Here is a 22092-nt window from a genome sequence, read left to right on the forward strand (position 1 = left end):
CAGTGGGGGGTCGATCGGTACCTCGATCACGGTGGGGCCGTTACAATCCCAAGCCTTCGAGGTCGCCGAGCGCAATCGTCGTCTGCCGAGTCGGAAAACTCTGGCACGCGATGGGCCATGTCAGGGCACGCGATTGGCTGCCAGGCAATTCGGGCGGGAAAGTCGGCGCGCGTCGATATCAGCGAGCGTAGGGTCGGAATAGGACGCCGAGTCGACGGTTGTCGCAGATCCATCGGTTGACGTCCAACTCGATACAACTCGGGGAATGCCCTGCCGACGACGGACTCTTACGCCATCCAACCCACATCGAGAGAGCGGGGGAAGCTGTGCCAGTGCAATTCGGATACACGCTGATGACCGAACAAGCCGGTCCGAAGGATCTCGTTAAGTATGCGGTGGACGCCGAAGCCGCCGGATTCGATTTCGAAGTGTGCAGTGACCACTATTTCCCGTGGCTCTCGGCGCAAGGACATGCACCGTACGCGTGGACCGTCCTCGGTGCCGTGGCGCACGCGACCAACAATGTTGAGCTGATGACGTATGTCACGTGCCCGTCGATGCGATATCACCCGGCGATTGTGGCGCAAAAGGCCGCCACAATGCAGATAATGAGTGATGGTCGATTCACCCTGGGCCTCGGTAGTGGAGAGAACGTCAACGAGCATGTCGTAGGGGAGCGATGGCCATCGGTCGACGAGCGGCACGCGATGCTCGCCGAAGCGATAGGCGTCATCCGGTCTCTGCACTCGGGCGAGATGGTGGATCATCGCGGCGAGTATTTTCAGGTCGACTCGGCCCGCGTTTGGGACCTGCCCGAGGACGGGGTCCCGATCGGTGTGGCGGTCTCTGGGCCGAAGGGGATCGACACGTTCGGTCCACTTGCCGACCATCTGATCGCCACCGAACCGAATCGCCATCTGGTCGCAGCTTGGAACGATAATCCGGATACCGGAACGATCGGTGAGCAGGCGCGCGCCATCGGGCAGATCCCGATCTGTTGGGATCAGGACAGGAGCCAGGCCGTCGAACGGGCACACGATCAGTTCCGATGGTTCGCCGGAGGCTGGGATGTGAACGCCGACCTGCGGACAACAGCGGGGTTCGCTGCCGCCACCAAGTTCGTGACGCCCGACGACGTCGCCGATTCGATACCCTGCGGTCCCGATCTTGACCAGATCGTCGATGGCATCCGCCGGTACTGGGAAGCGGGCTTCACCGACATCGCATTGGTTCAGATCGGCGGAGACTCTCAAGACTCGTTCCTCCGTGACGTCGCGCCCACGTTGCTCCAGAAGCTGCGGGACGCTTCGTCCGAGGCCCATTGAGCATCGCGCCGAAGACTCACTCAACCGAGGAAATGGAGACATGACATGCCGCAGAAGGATCCTGGCCCGTCAGTGAAAGACGATGAGCTGTACGAGAAGCTGCGTGACGAAGGCGATTCGAAGGAGAAGTCGGCCAGAATCGCCAACGCGGCGGCCAACCGTGGCCGGTCTGCGGTCGGGGCGGCTGGCGGCCATTCGCACCGTTACGAAGACTGGACGGTCGATGAGTTGAAGTCGCGCGCGAAGGAACTCGACCTCACCCGCTATTCATCGCTCAACAAGGACGAGCTGATCGAGAAGCTGCGCGACCATTAGAGGTATCTCGCCGACAGCGGGAGCTGCCGCTTCTCTGCGTTCCGCCGAACGCGACACCGGACTGCGTCTGACGCGGCTCGGAATACAGCGGATGCGGCGCGGAGTTGAATTTAGAGACTGCGGGGGGACTGGCCCTTCCCAGTGTGGTGTCTCGTACTTCGCAGTGTGCCGAATCCGAACGTCCTCCGACCCTTAGGAGCAGATAAACGTGTCAAAGATTATCTTCGTGATGACCGGCGTCGACTACTGGACGCTCGCCGACGGCACCAAGCACCCGACGGGTTTCTGGGCCGAAGAAGCCGTCGGACCGTTCGAAGTCTTCAAGGAGGCCGGCTACGACGTGGTCGTAGCGACCCCGGGCGGTGTAGTACCCACCGTCGATGAAGGCAGTCTCAGTGCTGACGCCAACGGTGGTGAAGAGAATGCCGCGAAGGTCAAGGGCGCTCTGGATGCCATCACCGAGCTGCGGAACCCGATCGCGCTCGGAGACGTGAACCTCGACGACTACGTTGCTGTCTTTTATCCCGGCGGGCACGGACCGATGGAGGATCTTGCCGTCGACCACACCTCTGGCGAATTGCTGATCGCCGCCCGCGATTCCGGCAAGCCACTCGCGATCGTCTGTCACGGACCGGCGGCGATGCTTGCCGCCACTGCCGAGGACGGGACCAACGCGTTCTCCGGGTACCGGGTGGCCGCCTTCACCAACGCAGAGGAATCGCAGGCGGGACTCGCCGACAAGGCGAGTTGGCTGCTCGAGGACCGACTGACAGAAGCGGGCATTCAGGTCCAGATAGGTGACCCCTGGGCGTCCAATGTCGTGACCGACCGCAGCCTGGTCACCGGGCAGAACCCGGCGTCGTCCCGGCCGCTCGCAGCTGAGGTGGTCGCTCGCCTCGCTTGAGCTGAGGCCTTTGCGTCACAGCAAGCCTCCCCGTCCACCGTCCACTGGAAATAGGTGGGCGGGGCGGACTGCGCGTTCGCGCTTCCACTTCCGCAGCAGGTTTTGGCGAGATTGCGTTGCGGCTAGTCCTCGGCGTCGCGAGCCTCGGCTCAATCGTCGATGGCCACGCCGTGGTCGCGGGCGAGCCCGGCAAGGCCATCGGCCCAGCCCTGACCGAGGGCGCGTAACTTCCACACGCGCTCGCCTGACTTCTGGGTGTGCCGGTAGATCTCCACGAGGATGACGGCCTTGACGAACGGGTCGGCCTTCGGCTCGTACTCCCATCGGTCGCGGTCCGCGGTCGCGATCAGGCAAGCGTCTCTGAGGGCGCTGAACGGTGTGTCGGTACCGACGGCCATGGTGGCGACTACGAGGACACGCGCGACCGACGTGGGCAGGGCCGAAGGATAGATGACTGCACTCTCGGTGAAGTCCAGGACAGTCCCGTACTTTCCGGTCAGTTGGACAGTCCCGTCGGGTGATGCTGGCTGGTTATAGAAGATGAAGTCGGAATCACGTCGAACCTGACCACGGTCGTCGAGCAGTAGGCAGCTGAGATCCGCCTCGGCTCCGCTTGCGCGAAAGGTAACGGCCAATTTAGCGGCGCCGACCTCCGGCAGCACGACGTTCTGCCCACCTTGCAATCGAACCGCAGCGGTGGGCTCCATGGTCGGCGGAGTCGAGTTCGGCTGCTGTGGCGGGAATCCAGGGGACGCGCTTTGTGCCGTCAGCCATTGCGCCAGGGGACGCAACTGGTACGGATTGCCCGAGAGTTGGCCGTTGTCGCGGCGCGCTGCGCCGGCGAGTTCTGAATCCAGTTCGGCGAGTTCACGCGACGATGCGCCTACATCCTCGGCGTCAGCAACCAGCGCCGCGAGTGCCGGGATATCGCCGAGGGGCAGCGGCTTCACCGATGTGGAAAACGCCCCCGACGCAGTTGTTCGCACACTGCACTGGATTTCGTCGCCGAGGTCGAGGATTCGGAAGGCGGCGTCGGCGTCCTGCCACCGTGACCTTTCCACGGCCTCCCGCGACCATCGGCCGAAGGCGACCACGCCGAGGCGGCGGGTATCGGGAAAGCGCGTGAGGACCGCGGCGTTGATCACAGTCACCGACGGTGCCACCGCGAAGGCTTCGCGTCGCGACCAGGTTCGACGCCAGGATGTGGAGCTACCAGCCGACGCGGTCACGTTTCGTCCTGCACCGTCGCGCGCTGATCATGCGCCACAACCTGGAACAAAGTGTCGGTTCAGTGCCTCCGAGAGATCGGTCTCGTAGGCACTGAACAGATACAGGGCATCTTCGGTGAGAATGAAGCCGACGTCTCTGCTGGCGAGTACTTTGGCCTGTCGACGACGCCTAGAAACCCACCCCGGCTTGACAACTTGTCCCAAGGGATATTCGAATCGACGATCCATGCCGCAGGCCTTCGGTCGTCACTCGGTTGCAGCACCATGGAGGACATGGGACCACACGCAGGCCCTGCGTGTGTCGTCCCAGCCGCATTCGAGACATGGGGCGACGATCGTCAGTAACGAGTCGAATAGGCGCGTGCGAAAAGATACTGTGTTGTCGACCCACGAGTGCCGTCAACGTCGCTGTCTATCGCTATCGGTCCCGGAGGCCAGTAAGTGAAGAGGGTGCGGGCTTCATGGGCGCTGCTGGCGGGTGCTCGCAATTGCAGCTCCTGTTTCGGCAGCGGGTGAACCTGTTGCGTGGCTCTCGCAGTCATGTTCGAAAGGCTGGGTGCTGAGCGAACCCTCAACGAAGCCCCGGGCGAAGTGCGAGACGAGCCTGTTCAGCGCACTCGAGACGACTCGGTTCGCGCTGCTCGCAGCACTTGTGCTCGTTCCGCAACTCGTGGCAATCGTGTGGTATCGGCTCTGGGCGTCCACTGCAGTGGTTGTTGCTCTGATTCTATTCACCGGATTCGGACTAAGTGAATGCCGACCTATTGGCTCGCGATGACCGAGAACACCGAAGACACGAGCGGGGGAGTGGTCGACCGGAAGTCACGCGACCGACGACACCGGGCGCTCCACGAGCTCGTGGCGATAGTAAAGTCGCCCGGTCGACCGACACTGATTCGAGTCTTCGCCGAGGACGAGCTAGGCCAGGCGAACCGCTACGCACCACACACGTCCAGTTCTTCGATGACCGCGCGCCAGCAGAAGGCGCACCGAAGGGGCGTCTCTGACGGCACCCCATCTGCGTCACGAGTTAACGATTAGCTCCGGTCGGCCTCAGTCGTGCGGGTAGCCGCACCCGGCCTCCGGGTACCGCGGACTGCCGGTTTTGTACGTCCGTTTGCAGTACCCAGGGGGTGTGCCGTCGCCACCAGAACGCGGGCGAATCAGTTCCAAGACAAGCCCTACGCCCATCAGTCACCTACAGAGCCACGTACGCTCGGCGACGATCCTCTTCCGCCGTCAACGTCACCTATTGACGCTGTTATACCATGGACTACGCGAAGTATGATTGCCTGGAACGAGGCGATCGCGCTAGTTTCACGGGGTGTCCAATTGTAAATGGACGATCGGAGGAGAATGTTGACCGAGATCGACCGTTGCGACCGGATAGAAATTTGCGACTCGGGGTTTCGGATAGATGGCGACAAGGAGAACTACAACGAGAAGGAATGGCAGACAGCTGATGGTCTGCTGACCTACTCGATGGGCGGTCTCCACGTACTTGCGGGTAGTGATGGCGGTTCCGCGGGAGTTCGATTCTGCTATTCCGACGACGAGATACCAGAGTCTGGGCAGTGGGATAGCTCGGCCACTGTTCACGTCAACTTCGTTGACGGACTCTCCTTCGTGGATACTTACTCCGAGAAATTTGGTGTCGGAGACGACCTCAAATTCCTGAGCCTTCCGGAGCGAGACCTCATCGTTCGTGTGTCTGTGACGGGTAGATCCCGTGCACTGAACAGCCGGGAAGGGGCGTTCGACGCTGAGGATCCTTCCGAACTGCCCGAGCAGTTCTTGGTGGAAGCCTGGCCTGCCGGGGCGGACATGAACTACGGGATCGTCGTCGAGTCCGACGGGTAGGAAGGGCGAGGCGCGGCGTCGTAATGAATCGCCCCGGCGTGTCCGGAGATGCTGTGGTGTCGACACACGTGTGGAGTCGACGCTCGTCTGTTATTGCTAGCGACCCGGAGGTCAACGAGTGAAGGTGGTGCGAGCCGTCTGGGTTCTGGTGGCTATGCTAGCGATTGCAGCCCTTGTTTGGGCAGCCCTCGAACCTATTGCGTGGCTCTCGCAGTCGTGTTCGAAAGGCTGGGTGCTGAGCGAACCCTCGACGCGGCCCGCGGCAACGTGCGAGACGAGCCTGTTCAGCGCACTAGAGACGACTCGGTTTGCGCTGCTCGCAGCACTGGTAGTCGTTCCGCCGCTCGTGGCAGCCGCGTGCAATCGCCTCTGGATGTCCGGGGTAGTGGTCATGGCCCTGATCGCTATCACCGGGTTCGGACTCAGTCGATGGCCCACTTACTGGCTCGTCGTCGCTCTTATCGGTGCGCCATTGGCCTTCTTCGGCCTGATCCTCATTCTGATACACCTCGCTATGAAGACGCGGGAGCAGTCCCCAAATGCGCCGGTTCCGTAGGTCACACCAATGACCCGAGTGGCCTATGAGGGCCGTTGATGCTGAAGCATTTGATACGCCCCGGCGGGTAGTGTCTGGATGCAAACGAGGGCGGCGACCGAGAATGCGCTGTGACGGGAGTAGATTTCGTTGGCAGTGCACCATAACCGCCTGTGCACTGCCTCAGTGAAGATCAGGTGCCACCTTTTGGTGCGGCACCCGCCAATGTGATCCGTTCAATGGGAATCGTCGTCACCCATCGCCGCATCAGGGCGATCTGACGGATTCCTATCATCCGCACTATAGATTTCGTTTAGGTAGACGGCAAGCCATGATGCGTTGGCGTTGGCGACTAGTTTAAGCCCGTCCTCGGTGAATAGTTGCATCTCTTTCAATGTGTCCGCGACTGTGTACCTCGATTCGCCATCAGATCCCCAAGTTAGGACGAAGCTGGGATCATTCCAGTCGACCGTCAACGGGTCTGCGTACTGGCGCGACGAATCGTCACCAGAGGGTCTGATACGCTCCACTTTCACTGATCCCAACTACTGTCTCTGACATGTCCTCCCTAAGGAGTCGAGTGAGTCGTCGACAACACTATCGACAGTCTGCACACCGTTAGGGCTGTGTCCCGTATGTGTTTATCTCGTCAGCCGGCACCGCAGAACGGGGGCGGACGGTGATTCATTTGATATGATATGCGGAATATATTTGGGTTCGCTGCGTACTCATTGAATTCGCACTGCGAGGGACGTTCGGTCGCTGAAGATGGCGAATCAGTTTCGATGAAATCGGGAGTTGCGCTCGGCTGGCGGTGTGGTGGAGCACAGCCCGCTGACGGTATTCGGCGGTTCCGGAGACTCGTGAACATACCTCGGCGTTCCAGAGCTGGCTCATCGCAGTCAGCGGCCTCCATATTTCATGTTGGGTAGGGGTCTTCTCGTAGCCGCGGCCCGAATGATCAATGACAGGAAGGTCGACCCACGGCCGGGAGGACGATCTACTGCAGATCGTCTGATCGACAAATGATTGTGACCACCTGGGGCGCGGGTAGTAGCGTCGGTCTGGTGACAGCCGATGTGAGAGATACCGTGCGGACTCGCGCAGCTCAACGGCTTCGGAGTCTCGAGTATGTGTCCTCGAGTTCTCATCGAGGGTGCCAAAGTCCAAACTGCGTTGTGGTCTGAAGTGGGCGAGGGCGGGCCATTGATTTATCTGGTGTAATACGCAGCGATTTACCGGCAACTCTGCATATTCGATTGCTGCATATTCATCGCCGGGTTGTACGCGCTGGCCACTCCGCCGTGTTACATGTAACATGTGGCCATGGCAGTCAGGGACAGGGTCGGTGAGTATCGCCGCCGGATGCGGGAGCGCGGATTGCGACCGTTGCAGGTCTGGGTTCCCGACGTGCGTACTCCGGAATTTGCCGCGCAAGCCCACGCACAGTCGGCTCTCGTCGCTCAAGCCGATGCCGACGGCGGCGAGCAGGATTTCGTCGAGGCCGTTGCGGCGCCTTGGGACGACGAGGCGTGATTCGCGGCGAGATCTGGACTGTGTCGGGTGGTGTGTACGCATCCAAGCCGCGGCCCGCCGTCATCGTCCAGGACGACCTCTTCGATTCAACGCTGTCGGTAGTGGTAGTGCCGATGACGAGCCAACTCGTCGAGGCGCCATTGTTGCGCATTCGTATCCCAGCAGGCCGGGATGCTTCCTCAGGCCTGGAGCGGGACAGCGACGTGATGGTTGACAAGCTGACCGCGGTCCGGCGGTCGAACGTATTGACACGTGTCGGCCGTCTGACTTCCAAGCAGCTCGTGGAAGTCGAACGCTCGTTGATGGCGTTTCTGGGACTCGCGCGATGATGTGTAGTCAACTACCTTAGGGTGGCGGCCGGAATCGCTTGGCCCCTGAATAGGGTTGCGGCACAGAGCGGTATGCACTGTTTGACATGACATAATGTATATTATCGGCTGATCGGGCACACTGCGAGTACAGCGTAAGACAGGTCCGCGGGCGTATTTACCGTTCCCGGTTGGTGAATCGCCACACTGTTTCAGCGCATCCTGCCACCGCGATGTGCATTGACGAATAGCATCCGCCGCTCGCTGGAGTTTGCGAAGCGTGTGGGTCACGCTTCGCTCCTGTTGGCGTCGCAGGCTGTGGCAGGTTTGGATGATCCGCTCACAGGCCAATAGGCATGTGAGACGCTAATCCCATAAACGTCACCGTGACGAAATTGTTAGGGGCTGAGGCGCTGTGTTGACGCTCGTGTCCGGTTCCGCCATTGCCTCAATCGTCGCGCAACTCCACACCGGGGCTCAATATAGGGTTTCCATCTGCGCTGAGCTCCCTTGAAACCTCAATAGTTTCAGGATCCCGAGTAATCAACTTGCGGTATACGGGCTCTGAGACGACCAGTTGATCAAGCCGGTTCAACGATAAATCATCCTTCATAAATCTCCCTACGATCCTCAGTAGGACGATATCAGGCAGTGTAACCTCGTCCTCAAGCAATGGTCCATGCCAAATAAGTGAGTCAGCGCGACCAAATTCGACTCCAGTGAACCCATTATTCTGAAAAACTTCAGCAAGGCCACGAGTGGCAGCGAAATATCCGTACCGCCCTATTATTTCCCTGTTTATAGTGTAATCAAAGTAGAATTCTGCGGCCGTTGGATTCTGATCCTCGTCGAATTCTACCGGCTCTACGTGAGCATTCGACGATTCCCGAACTCGATAGTAACTCACTATCTGCTACCTCCAAGTGGTCGGCTGTGTCGGCATCGTCGGCGGCGGGGTGTAGGTCGGGACGCTAATGCGTGCCAGCTCGGCCCGTACTGGCACGCATCGGATCACACAAGCATCTGCACCCGCACACCACCAGCACCGTCGGTGATGCGGACACGATGGCTACTCCGGCGAAGCCGGAGTGTCCCGATGCTGGCCGCGAGAGCGGCACCACGACGGCTCGTAGCACTCCGAAATGGCATCAGTCAGCAGTTCTCACAATGTCGATGCGGAACTGCTGGATAAGGTCCGAAACCGGCATGCGTTCCTGCGCTGGCAAGTCCCTCTCGCCCATCAGGTACTTTTCCACAGATTCAGCGCCACCACGTATGCGAGCCCATACGCGATACTCACCCTCGTTCACAATGGTTCCCCTGAGGGTATCGTCTATACCGAACTCCAGCGTGTCTCCTGTCATAAAGAATGCCGGAGCGGTAAACTTGATAACCGTAGAATCTTCAAGGTGCCACGACTCATCGTCGGCATCAAACTCAAAATTCTTTCGAGGCTCATGAATGACCACTCGTACTCCAGCGTACGTTCCGTTGGAAACGCCGGAAATGATCAAGCAGTTATCGCAGGACGCAACCAGCTGCCCAGGGTCCATAAGCTCAGGAAAACTCTGGACATCACTACTTATAAGCGAAAACTGGGAATGGTCAATCAAAACTCGACCGTACATCTCAGTTCGCGGTGACACACCGCCACTCATGGCATCATCCACCTCAGTCATTCCACATTAGACCTTCCGCGTCCTGACCTCTTTGTTCCGGTACGTCACTGTGACGGCTCGGTCAGGGCCTCAACGATCAGTGCGTAAGTGTCACCTGAAACGTCACTCCGCCGGAACGACCTTCCCGTTCACAGTCACGGTGACTTTGTCGGTCTTGGTGTCGTACGTGATGGAGCCGTGCTCGAAGAGCGTCTTCTGTACGTGACCTCGTGTTGTCTGGTCGCTGGTGACCGGCCCCAGTGGACCTGCCGATCCGTTCGTCCCGACGAGGGTCGGCACGCCCTTCTCATCACGTTCGACGTTCCACGCGTCACGGATCTTGCCGTACGTCATATACGCCGGTGTACCGGGACTATTGTTCTTCGCCGTGATCACACCGCCGTGGAACTGCTGGAAGACGACGCCGCTGTCACGAGTGCCTGCGTTGCGCGAGCCGGTGAGCGGGAGCCCGAGGATCTTCTTCTCTGCCGGTGTCGTGGCCGAATAGCGCGCTGCAATCGGTCCCGTCATCGTCACATCGACACCGCGTTCCCCCTCCACAGTCACCTTCGACTTCTGCGCGACGCCCGACACCTGCGGGGGCGTCGACGAGGATCCCGCAGCGGAGTCGTCCGACGCCGGGGCGGATGCATCGGAGGTGGAGGAACCCGATACCGGGGCCTCGGCAGACGTCGTCGCCGAGGTGTGAGGGGCATCGTCCGTGTTGTCGTTACCGCATCCGCTGCCGACCAAAGCTACCGTCGCCGCTCCGATGATGACGGCGATTGTCCGACCGCCTGCAGTGCTCCTCATGAAGTCCTTCCAGCTCGCTATCAGAACGCTTCCGCGTTCTACTCAACAGTCTTCGCCGTTCCGTTGTGTGAACGATGTACAGCATCGACGGTGCCATATGGTGAGTGGCGCCCGGCTGACCATTCCGAGGCTACCGTGCAGCCTGCGGTGGTTGTGTCGGTTGACCCACACCTGGCCCGACCGAGCTATCTGCCGTCTCATAGAAAGTCGCTTGCGATCCAACACCGGAACTGAAGGCGATCCTCGTCGCCTCTACTCACTCGACTCGCGATCCTCCAGGCCGACCGCGTCTCGCAGTTCGTGCTGCTCCGCGTCGAGGTCGGGATACTCGCGCGAGACGACCTCCATGAGGTCGGCCAGTCCGTCAGCGATGGCATTCAACTTGTGCTGAGTCGCGTCGTCGACGCGCTTCTGCGTGTTCTGCAGCAACGCCATGAGCAGGAACACCACGATCGTCGTCACAGTGTTGATGATCAACTGCCAGGTGTCCATGTTCTTGATGACGAAGTACGACGGCAGCCAGATGAGGACGATCGCCGAGCAGAAGACGAAGAATCCGGCACGCGACACCAGTCGGTCGGCCCAGGTGGCAGCACGGTCGAAGAGCGAGAGTGATCCCCTGATCTCGCTCGGGAACTGGGCAGTGCCCGACGACTTATGACGGTCCGTTTCGGTCATTGTCCACTCTTCCTGTCGCCTATTGCTCGAGGAGCGCTGCGCCTCGCTCCTCGCGCTCAGTGCCGCCGATGTCAGCAGTCGTACGAACCTTCACTCGATGTGGTCCTCTTTCGTCATGCGCCCGGCGAGCACGTCGCGCAGCCGGTCAACCAGACCCACACCTGGGCCCACAGTCTTGTGGAACAACTCAGAATGCGGAGCGTCGGGATGCGGGCGCGTCGGAGCCACGAGCTTGGCTGCCTCGACCTTCCGCCCCATCTCGACGAGGTCTTCGTCGTTGAGCACTCGTCGCAGCTTAGGGAACTGGTCGTTCTCCTCGTCGCTCGCGTGATGGCGCAACTGGTCGATCAGGTCGTCGAACGTAGAACTGAACGCCGGATCATCGGCGTCGAGGCCTTCCAGCTTCTTCATCGTCTCCATCAACTGCTGATGTTCAGCCTCGTCATGGTCGACTTCGTCTCGGCCGTCAGGCACCAGGTCGATGATCGCCGGGTACACGTACATCTCTTCGGCGACCGCGTGCCGGACCACTTCTGCGGTGACCGTGTCAGCGATGTTCCTACGCATTTCTGGGTCAGACGTGCTGTGGACACGCTCGGCCAGTGCCACCATCTTTTCGTGGTCGTCGGTGAGGATGTCTACGACGTCTCGCTCTTCGAGGTCGGACATGTCAGGTCCTTTCGCTGTTGCCGACCATCCGGCTGGAGCGATCGTGGACGAATATGCGTCTGCTCCGCCTGCAGGGCTAATGCCAACGGTGGGTTACCCATTCGGCACCCGGGTCAATCCTTGGCGCCCAGCGGCAGGCGTTCGACCCTTCCGACTCGGATTCACTGCGGCCGCACCCCATGGTGTGACGCCCGACCCGCGACGACTCGCGACAGTTCGCGTCCCGTCCGCCGGATCCGCGGTAATTTCAACAGATGCCAGTCTCGAAGAAGCTCTCCCCCGGCTTGGTCAGGCTGTGCATCGTCGCCGCGGTCGCCGGCGTGATCATCGGGTTCGTCGGTGGCGCGTTCCGGTGGTGTCTGAGCCACCTCGACCGGTGGCGTGTGGACATGTTGGATTGGGCCGCCACGTTGCCGGGCCCCGGTTGGCTCATTCCGATAGGCGTCACCGCGGCAGGGGCGGTGATCGCCGCGATGATCGTGCACGTGATGCCGCTGGCATCCGGGAGCGGCATCCAACACGTCGAGGCGGTCCAACGCGGTGAAGCCGACCCTCCCCCGCTGCTGTTGCTGCCGGCGAAGTTCGTCGGCGGTCTGATCGCCATCGGCGCAGGCCTCGTGCTCGGACGCGAAGGGCCGACTGTGCACATGGGCGCCGCGGTCGGCGCGGCGACCGCACGGAAGGGCGGCCTCGATGACGACGATGTCCGGCAAATGCAGACGTCGGTGGGCGGCGCCGGCCTAGCCGTCGCCTTCAACGCGCCCATCGGTGGCGCGTTGTTCGTGCTCGAAGAGGTCGCCAAGTCGGTACGGATGCGCATCGTCGTTCCGACGCTGATCGCCGTCGCGGTGGCTGTCGCCTGTGCGCGTCTGGTGATCGGCGACGGCTCCGACTTCCACGTCGGAACCGTCGACACGCCGTCGATCGTGCTGCTCCCGGTGTTCATCGTCTTCGGGCTGATCACCGGTGCGATGGGCGGCGTGTACAACCGCGTGATTCTGGGGGCCCTCGATCTGGTCGCCCGCTTCAGTCACGTTCCCGCGGTGGTCAAAGCCGGGATAGCCGGGGCGATCATCGGTGCGCTACTGGTGATAGACCCGCTCATCGCCGGAGGCGGAGACACCGTCGCGCAGAAGGTCCTCGACGGCGGCGGCCTGGCGCTGCCGCTGGTGGCTGCGCTGTTCCTGATCCGGTTCGTGGCCGGGCCGCTGTCGTATGCGGCGGCCACCCCCGGCGGCCTGTTCGCGCCGCTGCTTGCCGTCGGCGCGTTGTGGGGCATGCTGTTCGCGGCACTCACCGACGTGGTGTTGCCCGGTCAGCAGCCGTCGCTGACGGTCGCGATGGCCATTGTCGGCATGTCGGCGTTGTTCGGCGCGGTGGTGCGGGCCCCGGTGACCGGTGTGGTGCTGGTGATGGAGATGACCGCGACGACCACGGTCACCGTGCCGATGCTGGCGGCTACGGCCGCCGCAGTCCTGGTAGCCCAACTCGTCGGGTCGCCACCGATCTACGACTCGCTGCGCGAACGGATGCTTGCGTCCGCGGCGCCCTCCCCCACGCCTCCCGCCTCGACCGACGACGACGGACCAGAGCCCGACCGGAACACATGACGGAGGCGCCGGGATCCCCGAGGCGTTCGAGGAGCCCGGCGCCGACGGCCGCAGCCTGGATCAGGCGATCGGCGTGCCGTCCCAGGACACGTCGAAGAACTGGGCCGCCATGAGCTGTTCCCGCTTGTTGCGATCGATACCGAGTTCTTTTCGGTAATGCAGGACGTGCTGCAACGACAACGCCGAGTACAGCAGCGGAAGCGCGTCACCCGGCCGCTCGTACACACCGCCGGAACGATGTGCGGCCGACAGGTCTTTGTGCAGGTGACGGGGATGTTTGAGGATGTCACGCAGAACCGCGGCACGGATCGACTTCTTGCGACCGGGCGGCACCACGACGAGTCCGCTCGGGTTGAACAGCGCGGTGTCGAACTCTTCATCGGTGGCCAACGTGCATCCGGCGGTCGGACGCGGATTGCATTCGACCATGTGGTGCACGCCGTCATCGGTGACCAGGTAGTCGAAACTGATCTGGCCGTGCCAGTTCAGCTCGGACGCGAACCGCTGCGCGGTCGCCAACGACTCCGGGGAATCCACCGACTCGAACACGATTCCACCGCGGTCATCGATGGCCAACGGATGCTCGTAGCACGAGTGCAGCACGACCTCGCCGTGATGGACGACGCTCCAGCTGCATCGGTTGACACCCGTCAGGAACTCCTGGACGAGCCACGGATCCTCAGGTGTCGGATGAATGTCCGCGAGGTCACCGTCGCCGGCCAATGGACCGGTATTGGTGAGGATGTCCAGACCGCCCCGCCCGTATGCGGCGCGGGCGAACCAGTGGTCCCACCGCTGGACTGCCTCAGCGAGCTCCGCCTCGGACGTCGCGGTGATCGACTCGGCCACGGGGAGACCGAACTGCCGGCACAACTCGGTGAAGGCGACCTTGTCGTGCACACGGGTCAGCGTCTCCAATGGCGGGAAGAACTGTTCGAGGTCGCCGCGACCGGCTGCCAGCCGGTCGCGGTGAGCGGCGAGATAGAAGACCTCCTCGAACATCGGGATCAACCAGTTGATCTGGTGCTCGTCGATGACCTTTTCGACCGCGCCGATGAACTCTTCGGTCTGCTGCGTCGGAGCAGGCACCACCACGTGGTGTCGAGCGCCCCGCGAGTGGCTGCCCGGCGCCGCGGAGAACGTGTCTGCGGCTACGACGTCGCGGCCGCTCGCACCCAGCTTGTGGATCTCGTCCACCGCGAACGGCATCCGCGAGGTCGTCACGAGAACGCGGGGATCGGCTTCGGGGCCGGCGGCGCGGGGTCGCCGTTGGTCTGAGGCATGAGGAGGGTCCTTTCGTCGGTCATCTCGACGGCGTCGCGTCCGATCGCGGCGCCCAGTCCATCAAAGAGTCGCGCTGGCCCGATTCGGTCACGACGAGAGAGGAGACACCGTCGGCGCGATCGACGGGAGCGCGACGTGCACGATCGTGGAAGTCGGGTCTGCGTTCTGGAACCTCCTCTGGAACGAGATGATAGCGAGGAATGTCGTGATGATCACGGATATGAATATCAACGCACTCTTGGTGATCTCGTCGTCGCCCCCGATAATCCGGCGCGGTCAACCAACTCTCAACCCATTTCGGGTCGGACACGTAGGCTCGAAGGTAGTCGACACGACCACACGGCCTCTCAGCCCTGTTGAGGCCGCGCGTCCAACGCGGAAGGTGGACAGACGATGGGTGCGAACAGCTTCAACGCACGAGACCGGCTAGATGTGGGCGAGAGGTCGTACGAGATCCACCGAATCGACCGGGTGGACGGATCGTCGCGGCTTCCCTACAGTCTCAAGGTTCTCCTCGAGAACCTTCTCCGTAACGAAGACGAGCGTCTGGTGACTCGCGCGCAGATCGAAGCCGTGCGGGACTGGGACCCCGATGCGGCGCTTAACCCGGAGATCCAGTACACCCCGGCGCGAGTGCTGATGCAGGACTTCACCGGCGTCCCATGCGTCGTCGACCTGGTCGCCATGCGTGACGCGATGACCGATTTCGGCGGTGATCCGTCGAAGATCAACCCGCAGATCCCCGCCGAACTCGTCATCGATCACTCGGTTATCGCCGACGCGTTCGCCAGCCCGGACGCTTTCGGCATCAACGCCGAGCTGGAATTCGAACGCAACAAGGAGCGGTACCAACTACTGCGATGGGGACAGCAGTCGTTCGACGACTTCCTGGTGGTGCCGCCCGACACCGGTATCTGTCACCAGGTCAATCTCGAGTATCTGGCACGCGTCGTCTTCACCCGAGACCGCGACGGCGTCACCCAGGCCTATCCCGACACCCTCGTCGGCACCGACTCGCACACCCCAATGGTTAACGGTCTCGGTGTGCTCGGCTGGGGAGTCGGCGGCATCGAGGCGGAGGCGGCGATGCTCGGTCAGCCGATGAGCATGCTGATCCCCCAGGTGGTCGGGGTCAGACTCAGCGGCGACCTGCGTGAAGGGGCTACCGCGACAGATCTCGTGCTCACCGTGGCCGAATTGCTGCGCGGCGTCGGCGTCGTCGGCAAGTTCGTGGAGTTCTTCGGTCCGGGTGTCGCCAACGTCCCATTGGCCACCCGCGCAACCATCGGCAACATGAGTCCCGAGTACGGGTCCACATCGACGATGTTCCCGATCGACGCCGAGACCATCGACTACCTACGCCTCACTGGACGTGACGACGAACAGATCCGACTCGTCGAGGCGTACGCCAGAGAGCAGGGACTCTGGCACGATCCGGGCCATGTGCCCGACTTCTCGCGCGTCGTCGACCTCGATCTCTCCTCTGTCGAACCCTCGATCGCGGGACCGAGCCGCCCCCAGGACAGGGTGCCCCTCGGCGATGCGCCGCGGACCGTGCTTGGCCTGCTCGCCGGTGATCAGAACCGACCTCACTCGGGTGAAGACGACGTCGACAACGCGTCCGCTGACTCGTTCCCGGCGAGCGATCCGATCTCCCTCGGCTCCTCCGACGGGGATGACGCACCGCCGCGTCAGGTCTCCGACGAACAGCTCACTGCGAACGAAAGGCTCGGCTGGCCAAGCGATCCCGCAGACGTCGTGATCGACGGCGCGAAAGCGATCGTCGACCACGGTGACGTCGTCATCGCCGCGATCACCTCGTGCACCAACACGTCGAATCCCGCAGTCATGCTCGGGGCGGCGCTCCTAGCCAAGAAGGCGGTCGAACGCGGGCTGCGGACCCGTCCGTGGGTCAAGACGACCCTCGCGCCGGGCTCCCGCGTGGTCACCGACTACTTCGAGCGGTCCGGACTGACCCCGTACCTCGACGAGCTCGGCTTCAATCTCGTCGGTTACGGCTGCACCACGTGCATCGGCAATTCCGGACCTCTCATCACGGAGGTCAGCGATGCCGTCGGCGAGAACGATCTCAACGTCTCCGCAGTACTGTCCGGAAATCGAAACTTCGAGGGACGGATCCACCCCGAGGTGAAGATGAACTTCCTGGCCTCGCCACCCCTCGTCATCGCCTATGCGCTCGCCGGCAGTCTGCACACCGACCTGCTGTCTCAACCGCTGGGGACCAACGACGACGGCGAAGACGTCTACCTCCGTGAGATCTGGCCGACGGACGAGGAGATCAAGCAGGCCGTCGACGCGAACGTCGAAGCCCAGATGTTCACTGACGGCTATTCGGACATCTACGCAGGCGACGACAACTGGCGCGAGATGAGTGTGCCGGACGGCGCGGTGTACGACTGGGACGACGCGTCGACCTACATTCAGCGTCCCCCGTACTTCGACGGCATGACTCGCGAACCCGAGCCGGTTCGCGACATATCCGGGGCGCGAGTACTGGCCAAACTGGGCGACTCGGTCACGACCGATCACATCTCCCCCGCCGGCGCGATCCGGCTCGACAGTCCGGCCGGTCGCTACCTCACCGACAACGGTGTCGAACGCAAGGACTTCAACTCGTACGGCTCACGCCGAGGCAATCACGAAGTGATGATCCGCGGAACATTCGCCAATGTGCGGCTACGCAACGAACTCGTGCCGGGAGTCGAGGGCGGCTTCACCACATTGTGGCAAGACAGTGAGCAGGGGTCCGGTGGTGAACAGGCGGCGATCTACGACGCCGCCGTGTCGTACCAGGAGCGAGGCGTGCCACTGGTCGTGATCGCGGGGCGCGACTACGGGTCGGGCTCGTCGCGTGACTGGGCCGCCAAGGGCACCAGGCTGCTCGGGGTGCGGGCGGTGATCGCGCAGTCGTTCGAACGCATCCATCGATCGAACCTTATCGGCATGGGTGTGCTGCCGTTGCAGTTCCGCGACGGCGAGTCCGCTGAATCGCTGAACCTCGACGGTGACGAGAGCTACTCGATCTCCGGGGTAGCCTCCGGAGACAGGCTCGCCGAGGAGGTCACGGTGACGGTCGAGAAGGAGGGACGGTCCCGCGAGTTCACCGCCACCGTCCGGATCGACACCCCGGCCGAGGCCGCCTACTACCGCAACGACGGCATTCTGCCGTACGTGCTCCGGAAGCTACTTGGCGACAGCTGACGACGGAGTGTCGGCCGACCGCTCGAAACCGTCTCGGTGACGAGAGATGAGACGATGGGTTCATGGCTATCCCAGGCGACATGGACCGTGATCGCGACGACGACGGCCGGGCGCGTAACGCCCGCCCCCGCGACGCACTGGGCCGTCCGCTGCCGCCGGGAAGCGCAGGCGTCGAGCGTATCCCCGACGACCTGGACCTGCCGCCGGCGGAGTCGTTGGCGTGGGCGCAGGATCTACTGAACCGTGGTCTCGCTTTCAACGCGCACGAAGTCCTCGAAGGCGCGTGGAAGAGCTGCCCAGGCGACGAGCGCATGCTCTGGCAGGGGCTCGCCCAACTGGCCGTCGGCGTCACCCATGTTCAGCGGCGCAACACCAAGGGCGCGCTGAAGGTCCTTGAACGCGCTGCCAAACGGATCGGCCACCACGACGGTCCGGCGCCGTACGGCATCGACGCCGTAGGACTGATCGGATACGCGGACGCCCTCATCGCCGACCTCCGGCAGGGCGCCGATCCCGCGCCGGAGCTAGTGATGCCTCGTCTCCTCGCTCGGCCGGATCATCGTTGATCCGATCTGTACTCCCCTACTCCGTCGTCGTCGAACGCAATGACCGTGTGGCGTCGAGGGGATCGAAACCTTCGGGCCACTTGGGCAGATCGGTCGACGTCGAGACGACTCCACCCGCTCTGATCTTTCCGACGAGATCGCGTCCGGTGATGAGCGACGCTGCGTGGACGCCACTGAGCATCGAGCCGACTGTGCCGGGACCGAACGGCGAATTGGTCCCGACTGCGTAGAGTCCGGCTATCGGGGTCTTCACGCCCGCTCGCAGTGGACCCAACTGCGCCAGGGTCTGCCGCAGACCGAACGGGGCGGCCCCACTGTTCCCCACGAATCTCTCCTGGGTGGCGGGAGACCCCAATTCAGCGAACTCGACGTTGTTCGAGGCACCTGGAAACGACTGTTCGAGCCGTTGGAGCATCCCGTCCAGGACGATCTTCTTGATCTCTTGATACCGGGTCCCCAACCGATAGCGTCCGGATTCGACGTCGTCCGTCGAGTACTCCCACAGTGATGGTGAATACGGAACGATCGTCTGAACTTCAATGGTCGAACCTCCTACGGGCGCCGCCCGCCGGTTCGACGGATCGCGGCGCGAGGAGGATTGCACGAACATGGGTTGACGATCGGCGAACTCCCGCGCCCAGCTGATGCCGTCGCTGAATCCCTCCCCCTTACTAACCTCACGTTGCAGCTTCGTCAGTGACCGATTGGAATCGGCGTCCTGCCAACTGGGAATCGCGAAATAGTTGGAGTTCGGCTGATGCGAGATGTCGTGGTTGACGGCGAAGAACCCGTTGATCAACGGGCGGGACATCTTCCACCTCTTGACGCGCTCCTGCATGATCCGAGGCAGGTGGTGAAGGCCGACGAGGTCCGTGAATGTCTTGATCGCATCGGCGTCCGAGACCACCGAGGCGGCCAGGATCCTCTCGCCGGACGCGAGCTCGACACCTTGCGTTCGTCCATCGTCGATGATGATGCGTTCGACGGTTGCGCTAGTCCGGATCTGCCCGCCATGGGTGCGCACCACCTCGGCGAAACCGGCCGCGAGCATCTGACCACCGCCCTTCGGATAGTACGATCCACCAGCGACATAGTCCTGAAAGTATGCGGCCATGGCCCCGGTGGGCACCTCGTCGGGCGTCGAGGCGAATGCGCCGCATTCGACGGAGAGCGCAGCCGTTGCGCGCGGGGAGAAGCCGCAGCCGGCGAGGAACACACTGTACGGAACGGCCATCAGCGGCCCGGCGATGTTCGCACCCGCCACCCATCGTGCCAACCCGGATGCCGATCCTTGGGACGAGTACCTGTCCATCGCCTCGCCGATACGCCGGAGAGTCCCGTGGTAGCGCTGGACGGCGCGACGCTCGCCGGGGAACGCGGTGAGGAGATTCTCGAGGTAGTTGTCCCACCCGAACGGCGTGGCGAGCTCGAAATCTGGTCCGATGATCCGGTCGAATCCGGTGGGATCCATGGGCAGCCACTCGATGCGGTCGTCCAGCCCGAGCCCACCGAAGATGTTGCTGACCACGCCGCCGGGACCGCAGCCGCCGACGAAGTGAACGCCACAATCGAACTCCCACCGGCCTCGTCGCTGGAACACATGGGACGACCCGCCGAGCGCGCTGTAGCGCTCCAGCACGAGGACGCTCTTGCCCGTCGCGGCGAGATAGGCTGCGGTCGACAACCCGCCCAGGCCAGCGCCGACCACGATCACGTCAAGTTTCTCAGTCATGCTCGGCACCGTTCGTCACTCGATTCGTTGTTGGATGGACAGATATTTGGGCCTGCGTCGTCGAATGTGATCCGCACCGAGACGGGGTCGCTCTGCAACGCGCGGAACATCACACTCGTCACCGGCCCCAACGCCGGATGCGGCGCGAACGACCTCGTCCGGGCATCGACGTCATCGTCCGGCAGTACCTCGGCGGTACCGGTTCGCCAGCGGTTGCCCTGCCTGATGCGCACAGTCGGGTCTGCCTGGATGTTCAGGGTCCAGCCGGCCCGGAGTCCGTGCTGGCTGATGAGCCAGGCTCCGGTGTCGTCGAACGACGCCGACACCGGGACTGCACGGACCAGGCCGGACTTGCGGCCGGTGGTCTCGAGTCGGGTGGCGAGCGTCGACACGAGACCCCTGCGCATCGCGAACTCGACGGCCGGGTTGGCCACGCGCCTGCCGATCGCGCGCTCGATCTGGAATTTGCGCAGCGATGCGCCGCCGACAGCGGAGCCGTTTGCGCGTCGGCTGCGGAACGCGTCGACGCCGTTGCGTTGCACAGCCGTGAGCGCGGTCCGCCACACCGGCCGCGCTGCATCGGGTTCCAGACCGGCGCCCATGCGATGCAATTGGTCGGTGTGCCACTGCAGATCGAGGGCGCCCTCGAGTGTCTTGACGGTCGGCGCTGAGCGACGGACCCGATTCGGCACGCGCAGGCGCACCGTTGGAGACACGAGCACCGAGACACTCTTGTCAGTCAGGCCGCGTGCAGCCTCCGGCTCGACTGCCGCTGGGCGACCGATGCCGACGACGTCGCACTTCCCGCCGACGACGGCATCGCCCATCGCCGCACGTGTTCGGAACCCACCGGTCACCGCGAGCGGTACATCGCCCGCGAGTTCTCGCACCGTCTCGGCGTACTCGAGGAAATAGGCCTCCCGAGTTCGCGTGCTCGCCGAGACCACCGGTCGACCCATCATCGCGGGTGACTCGTAACTGCCTCCACTGACCTCGATGAGGTCCACGGATTCGCGGGCGACCATGGAGATCACGGCCCGCGAATCGTCCTCGGTGAATCCACCACGCTGGAAGTCCGCCGAATTCAGTTTCACACCGACCCCGAACCCGGGGCGGACCGCCTCCCGCACACCACGCACGATCTCCAGCAGGAAGCGTGCGCGTCCGGCGACGTCGCCTCCCCAGCCATCGGTGCGCTGATTGCTCAACGGCGACAAGAACTGCGACACCAGATAGCCGTGCGCTCCGTGAATCTGAATGCCGTCGAAGCCCGCGGTCTCCGCGACCGCTGCGGCCGTGACGAATCTTCGGACGATCTCCGGGATCTCCTCGCGCGACAGCTCCCGCGGTGTCGGGACTCCCGGAATCGACACGCCGACTGCGGACGGCGCGACGGCCGGTCCGGCTCCTGTGATCGGATTCGCTTGGCGGCCCGGGTGATTCAGCTGCATCCACACCTTGGCGCCGCCGTCCTGCGTGGTCTTGGCCCACCGTGTGAGACCGGCCAAATGGCGCTCGTCCTCCACCACGATGTTGCCGGGTTCACCGAGATGGCGGCTGTCGACCATCACATTGCCGGTGACGATCAGGCCGAAGCCGCCGTCGGCCCAGCGCGCATACAGGCGCGTCAGGCGAGTGTCGGGGCCTCCGGCAGCGTCTGCGAGCCCTTCGCTGAGCGCAGCCTTCATCATCCGATTCGGCAAGACCTGGCCGGACGGCAGAGTGAGTGGCGTGGCGAGGGTCGCCTCGGTGGTGTTGCGCATGGGGCCTCCTTGTGTCGCAACCGATCGGAGTTATACCAATTGGTCTACTTACCGCACGATATGAGACCGAACGGTATATTGCAAG

Annotated in this window: 18 protein-coding genes; 9 read left to right on the forward strand and 9 right to left on the reverse strand. The window is 62.9% G+C overall.

Annotated elements, in window-relative coordinates; translation table 11 throughout:
• The first annotated feature begins 326 nt into the window (after positions 1 to 326).
• The 3 genes from L5G33_RS04810 (at position 327) to L5G33_RS04820 (ending at position 2544) form a co-directional block, all read left to right on the forward strand.
• The gene (locus tag L5G33_RS04810; protein ID WP_236997016.1) at positions 327 to 1325 is read left to right on the forward strand and encodes an LLM class F420-dependent oxidoreductase; all 999 of its coding nucleotides are present in this window, start codon (positions 327 to 329) and stop codon (positions 1323 to 1325) included.
• Between the two features lie 45 nt (positions 1326 to 1370).
• On the forward strand, positions 1371 to 1640 hold the full coding sequence (locus L5G33_RS04815; RefSeq protein WP_236997017.1) for a DUF7218 family protein: 270 nt from the start codon (positions 1371 to 1373) through the stop codon (positions 1638 to 1640).
• A 208-nt stretch (positions 1641 to 1848) separates the two neighbouring features.
• On the forward strand, positions 1849 to 2544 hold the full coding sequence (locus L5G33_RS04820) for a type 1 glutamine amidotransferase domain-containing protein (protein WP_236997018.1): 696 nt from the start codon (positions 1849 to 1851) through the stop codon (positions 2542 to 2544).
• Between the two features lie 149 nt (positions 2545 to 2693).
• Here the strand turns inward: L5G33_RS04820 and L5G33_RS19380 are convergent, their stop codons facing one another.
• Positions 2694 to 3773: a TerD family protein gene (locus L5G33_RS19380; RefSeq protein WP_236997019.1), complete on the reverse strand. Its 1080-nt coding sequence runs from the start codon at positions 3771 to 3773 to the stop codon at positions 2694 to 2696.
• Between the two features lie 1359 nt (positions 3774 to 5132).
• Between L5G33_RS19380 and L5G33_RS04830 the strand changes: the two genes are divergently transcribed.
• From L5G33_RS04830 to L5G33_RS04840, 3 genes are all read left to right on the forward strand, one after another.
• The gene (locus L5G33_RS04830; protein WP_236997020.1) at positions 5133 to 5633 is read left to right on the forward strand and encodes a hypothetical protein; all 501 of its coding nucleotides are present in this window, start codon (positions 5133 to 5135) and stop codon (positions 5631 to 5633) included.
• Positions 5634 to 7494: 1861 nt separating this feature from the next.
• Entirely contained in the window at positions 7495 to 7704 is a 210-nt protein-coding gene (locus L5G33_RS04835) for an antitoxin MazE-like protein (protein ID WP_236997021.1), read from the forward strand.
• A complete protein-coding gene (locus tag L5G33_RS04840; RefSeq protein WP_236997022.1) occupies positions 7701 to 8033 on the forward strand; it encodes a type II toxin-antitoxin system PemK/MazF family toxin in 333 nt (110 codons plus the stop codon). The genes L5G33_RS04835 and L5G33_RS04840 overlap by 4 nt, the downstream gene beginning before the upstream one ends.
• Before the next feature lie 427 nt (positions 8034 to 8460).
• On the opposite strand, the gene L5G33_RS04845 is transcribed toward L5G33_RS04840, so the two are convergent.
• The 5 genes from L5G33_RS04845 to L5G33_RS04865 form a co-directional block, all read right to left on the reverse strand.
• A complete protein-coding gene (locus L5G33_RS04845) occupies positions 8461 to 8919 on the reverse strand; it encodes a hypothetical protein (protein WP_236997023.1) in 459 nt (152 codons plus the stop codon).
• A gap of 241 nt (positions 8920 to 9160) precedes the next feature.
• On the reverse strand, positions 9161 to 9691 hold the full coding sequence (locus L5G33_RS04850; protein WP_236997024.1) for a hypothetical protein: 531 nt from the start codon (positions 9689 to 9691) through the stop codon (positions 9161 to 9163).
• 102 nt (positions 9692 to 9793) lie between these two features.
• Entirely contained in the window at positions 9794 to 10483 is a 690-nt protein-coding gene (locus L5G33_RS04855) for an LGFP repeat-containing protein (protein ID WP_236997025.1), read from the reverse strand.
• Between the two features lie 252 nt (positions 10484 to 10735).
• Positions 10736 to 11161, reverse strand: a complete 426-nt coding sequence (locus L5G33_RS04860) for a low affinity iron permease family protein (RefSeq protein WP_236997026.1) — start codon at positions 11159 to 11161, stop codon at positions 10736 to 10738.
• Positions 11162 to 11251: 90 nt separating this feature from the next.
• A complete protein-coding gene (locus L5G33_RS04865) occupies positions 11252 to 11830 on the reverse strand; it encodes a hemerythrin domain-containing protein (RefSeq protein WP_236997027.1) in 579 nt (192 codons plus the stop codon).
• A gap of 254 nt (positions 11831 to 12084) precedes the next feature.
• Between L5G33_RS04865 and L5G33_RS04870 the strand changes: the two genes are divergently transcribed.
• Positions 12085 to 13440, forward strand: a complete 1356-nt coding sequence (locus L5G33_RS04870; protein ID WP_236997028.1) for a ClC family H(+)/Cl(-) exchange transporter — start codon at positions 12085 to 12087, stop codon at positions 13438 to 13440.
• Positions 13441 to 13500: 60 nt separating this feature from the next.
• Here the strand turns inward: L5G33_RS04870 and L5G33_RS04875 are convergent, their stop codons facing one another.
• On the reverse strand, positions 13501 to 14649 hold the full coding sequence (locus L5G33_RS04875; protein ID WP_236997177.1) for an ATP-grasp domain-containing protein: 1149 nt from the start codon (positions 14647 to 14649) through the stop codon (positions 13501 to 13503).
• Between the two features lie 468 nt (positions 14650 to 15117).
• On the opposite strand from L5G33_RS04875, the gene L5G33_RS04880 reads away from it, so the two are divergent.
• Positions 15118 to 17946 (forward strand): aconitate hydratase, encoded by a 2829-nt coding sequence (locus L5G33_RS04880; protein WP_236997029.1) that lies wholly within the window; start codon positions 15118 to 15120, stop codon positions 17944 to 17946.
• 62 nt (positions 17947 to 18008) lie between these two features.
• Positions 18009 to 18512, forward strand: coding sequence for a DUF309 domain-containing protein (locus L5G33_RS04885; protein WP_236997030.1), 504 nt, complete (start codon positions 18009 to 18011; stop codon positions 18510 to 18512).
• 16 nt (positions 18513 to 18528) lie between these two features.
• Here the strand turns inward: L5G33_RS04885 and L5G33_RS04890 are convergent, their stop codons facing one another.
• Positions 18529 to 20244 (reverse strand): phytoene desaturase family protein, encoded by a 1716-nt coding sequence (locus tag L5G33_RS04890; protein WP_236997031.1) that lies wholly within the window; start codon positions 20242 to 20244, stop codon positions 18529 to 18531.
• Positions 20241 to 22007 (reverse strand): nitroreductase family deazaflavin-dependent oxidoreductase, encoded by a 1767-nt coding sequence (locus L5G33_RS04895; protein ID WP_236997032.1) that lies wholly within the window; start codon positions 22005 to 22007, stop codon positions 20241 to 20243. The genes L5G33_RS04890 and L5G33_RS04895 overlap by 4 nt, the downstream gene beginning before the upstream one ends.
• Positions 22008 to 22092 lie beyond the last annotated feature (85 nt).

The organism is Gordonia liuliyuniae, assembly GCF_021738805.1.
Classification (GTDB): Bacteria; Actinomycetota; Actinomycetes; order Mycobacteriales; family Mycobacteriaceae; genus Gordonia; species Gordonia liuliyuniae.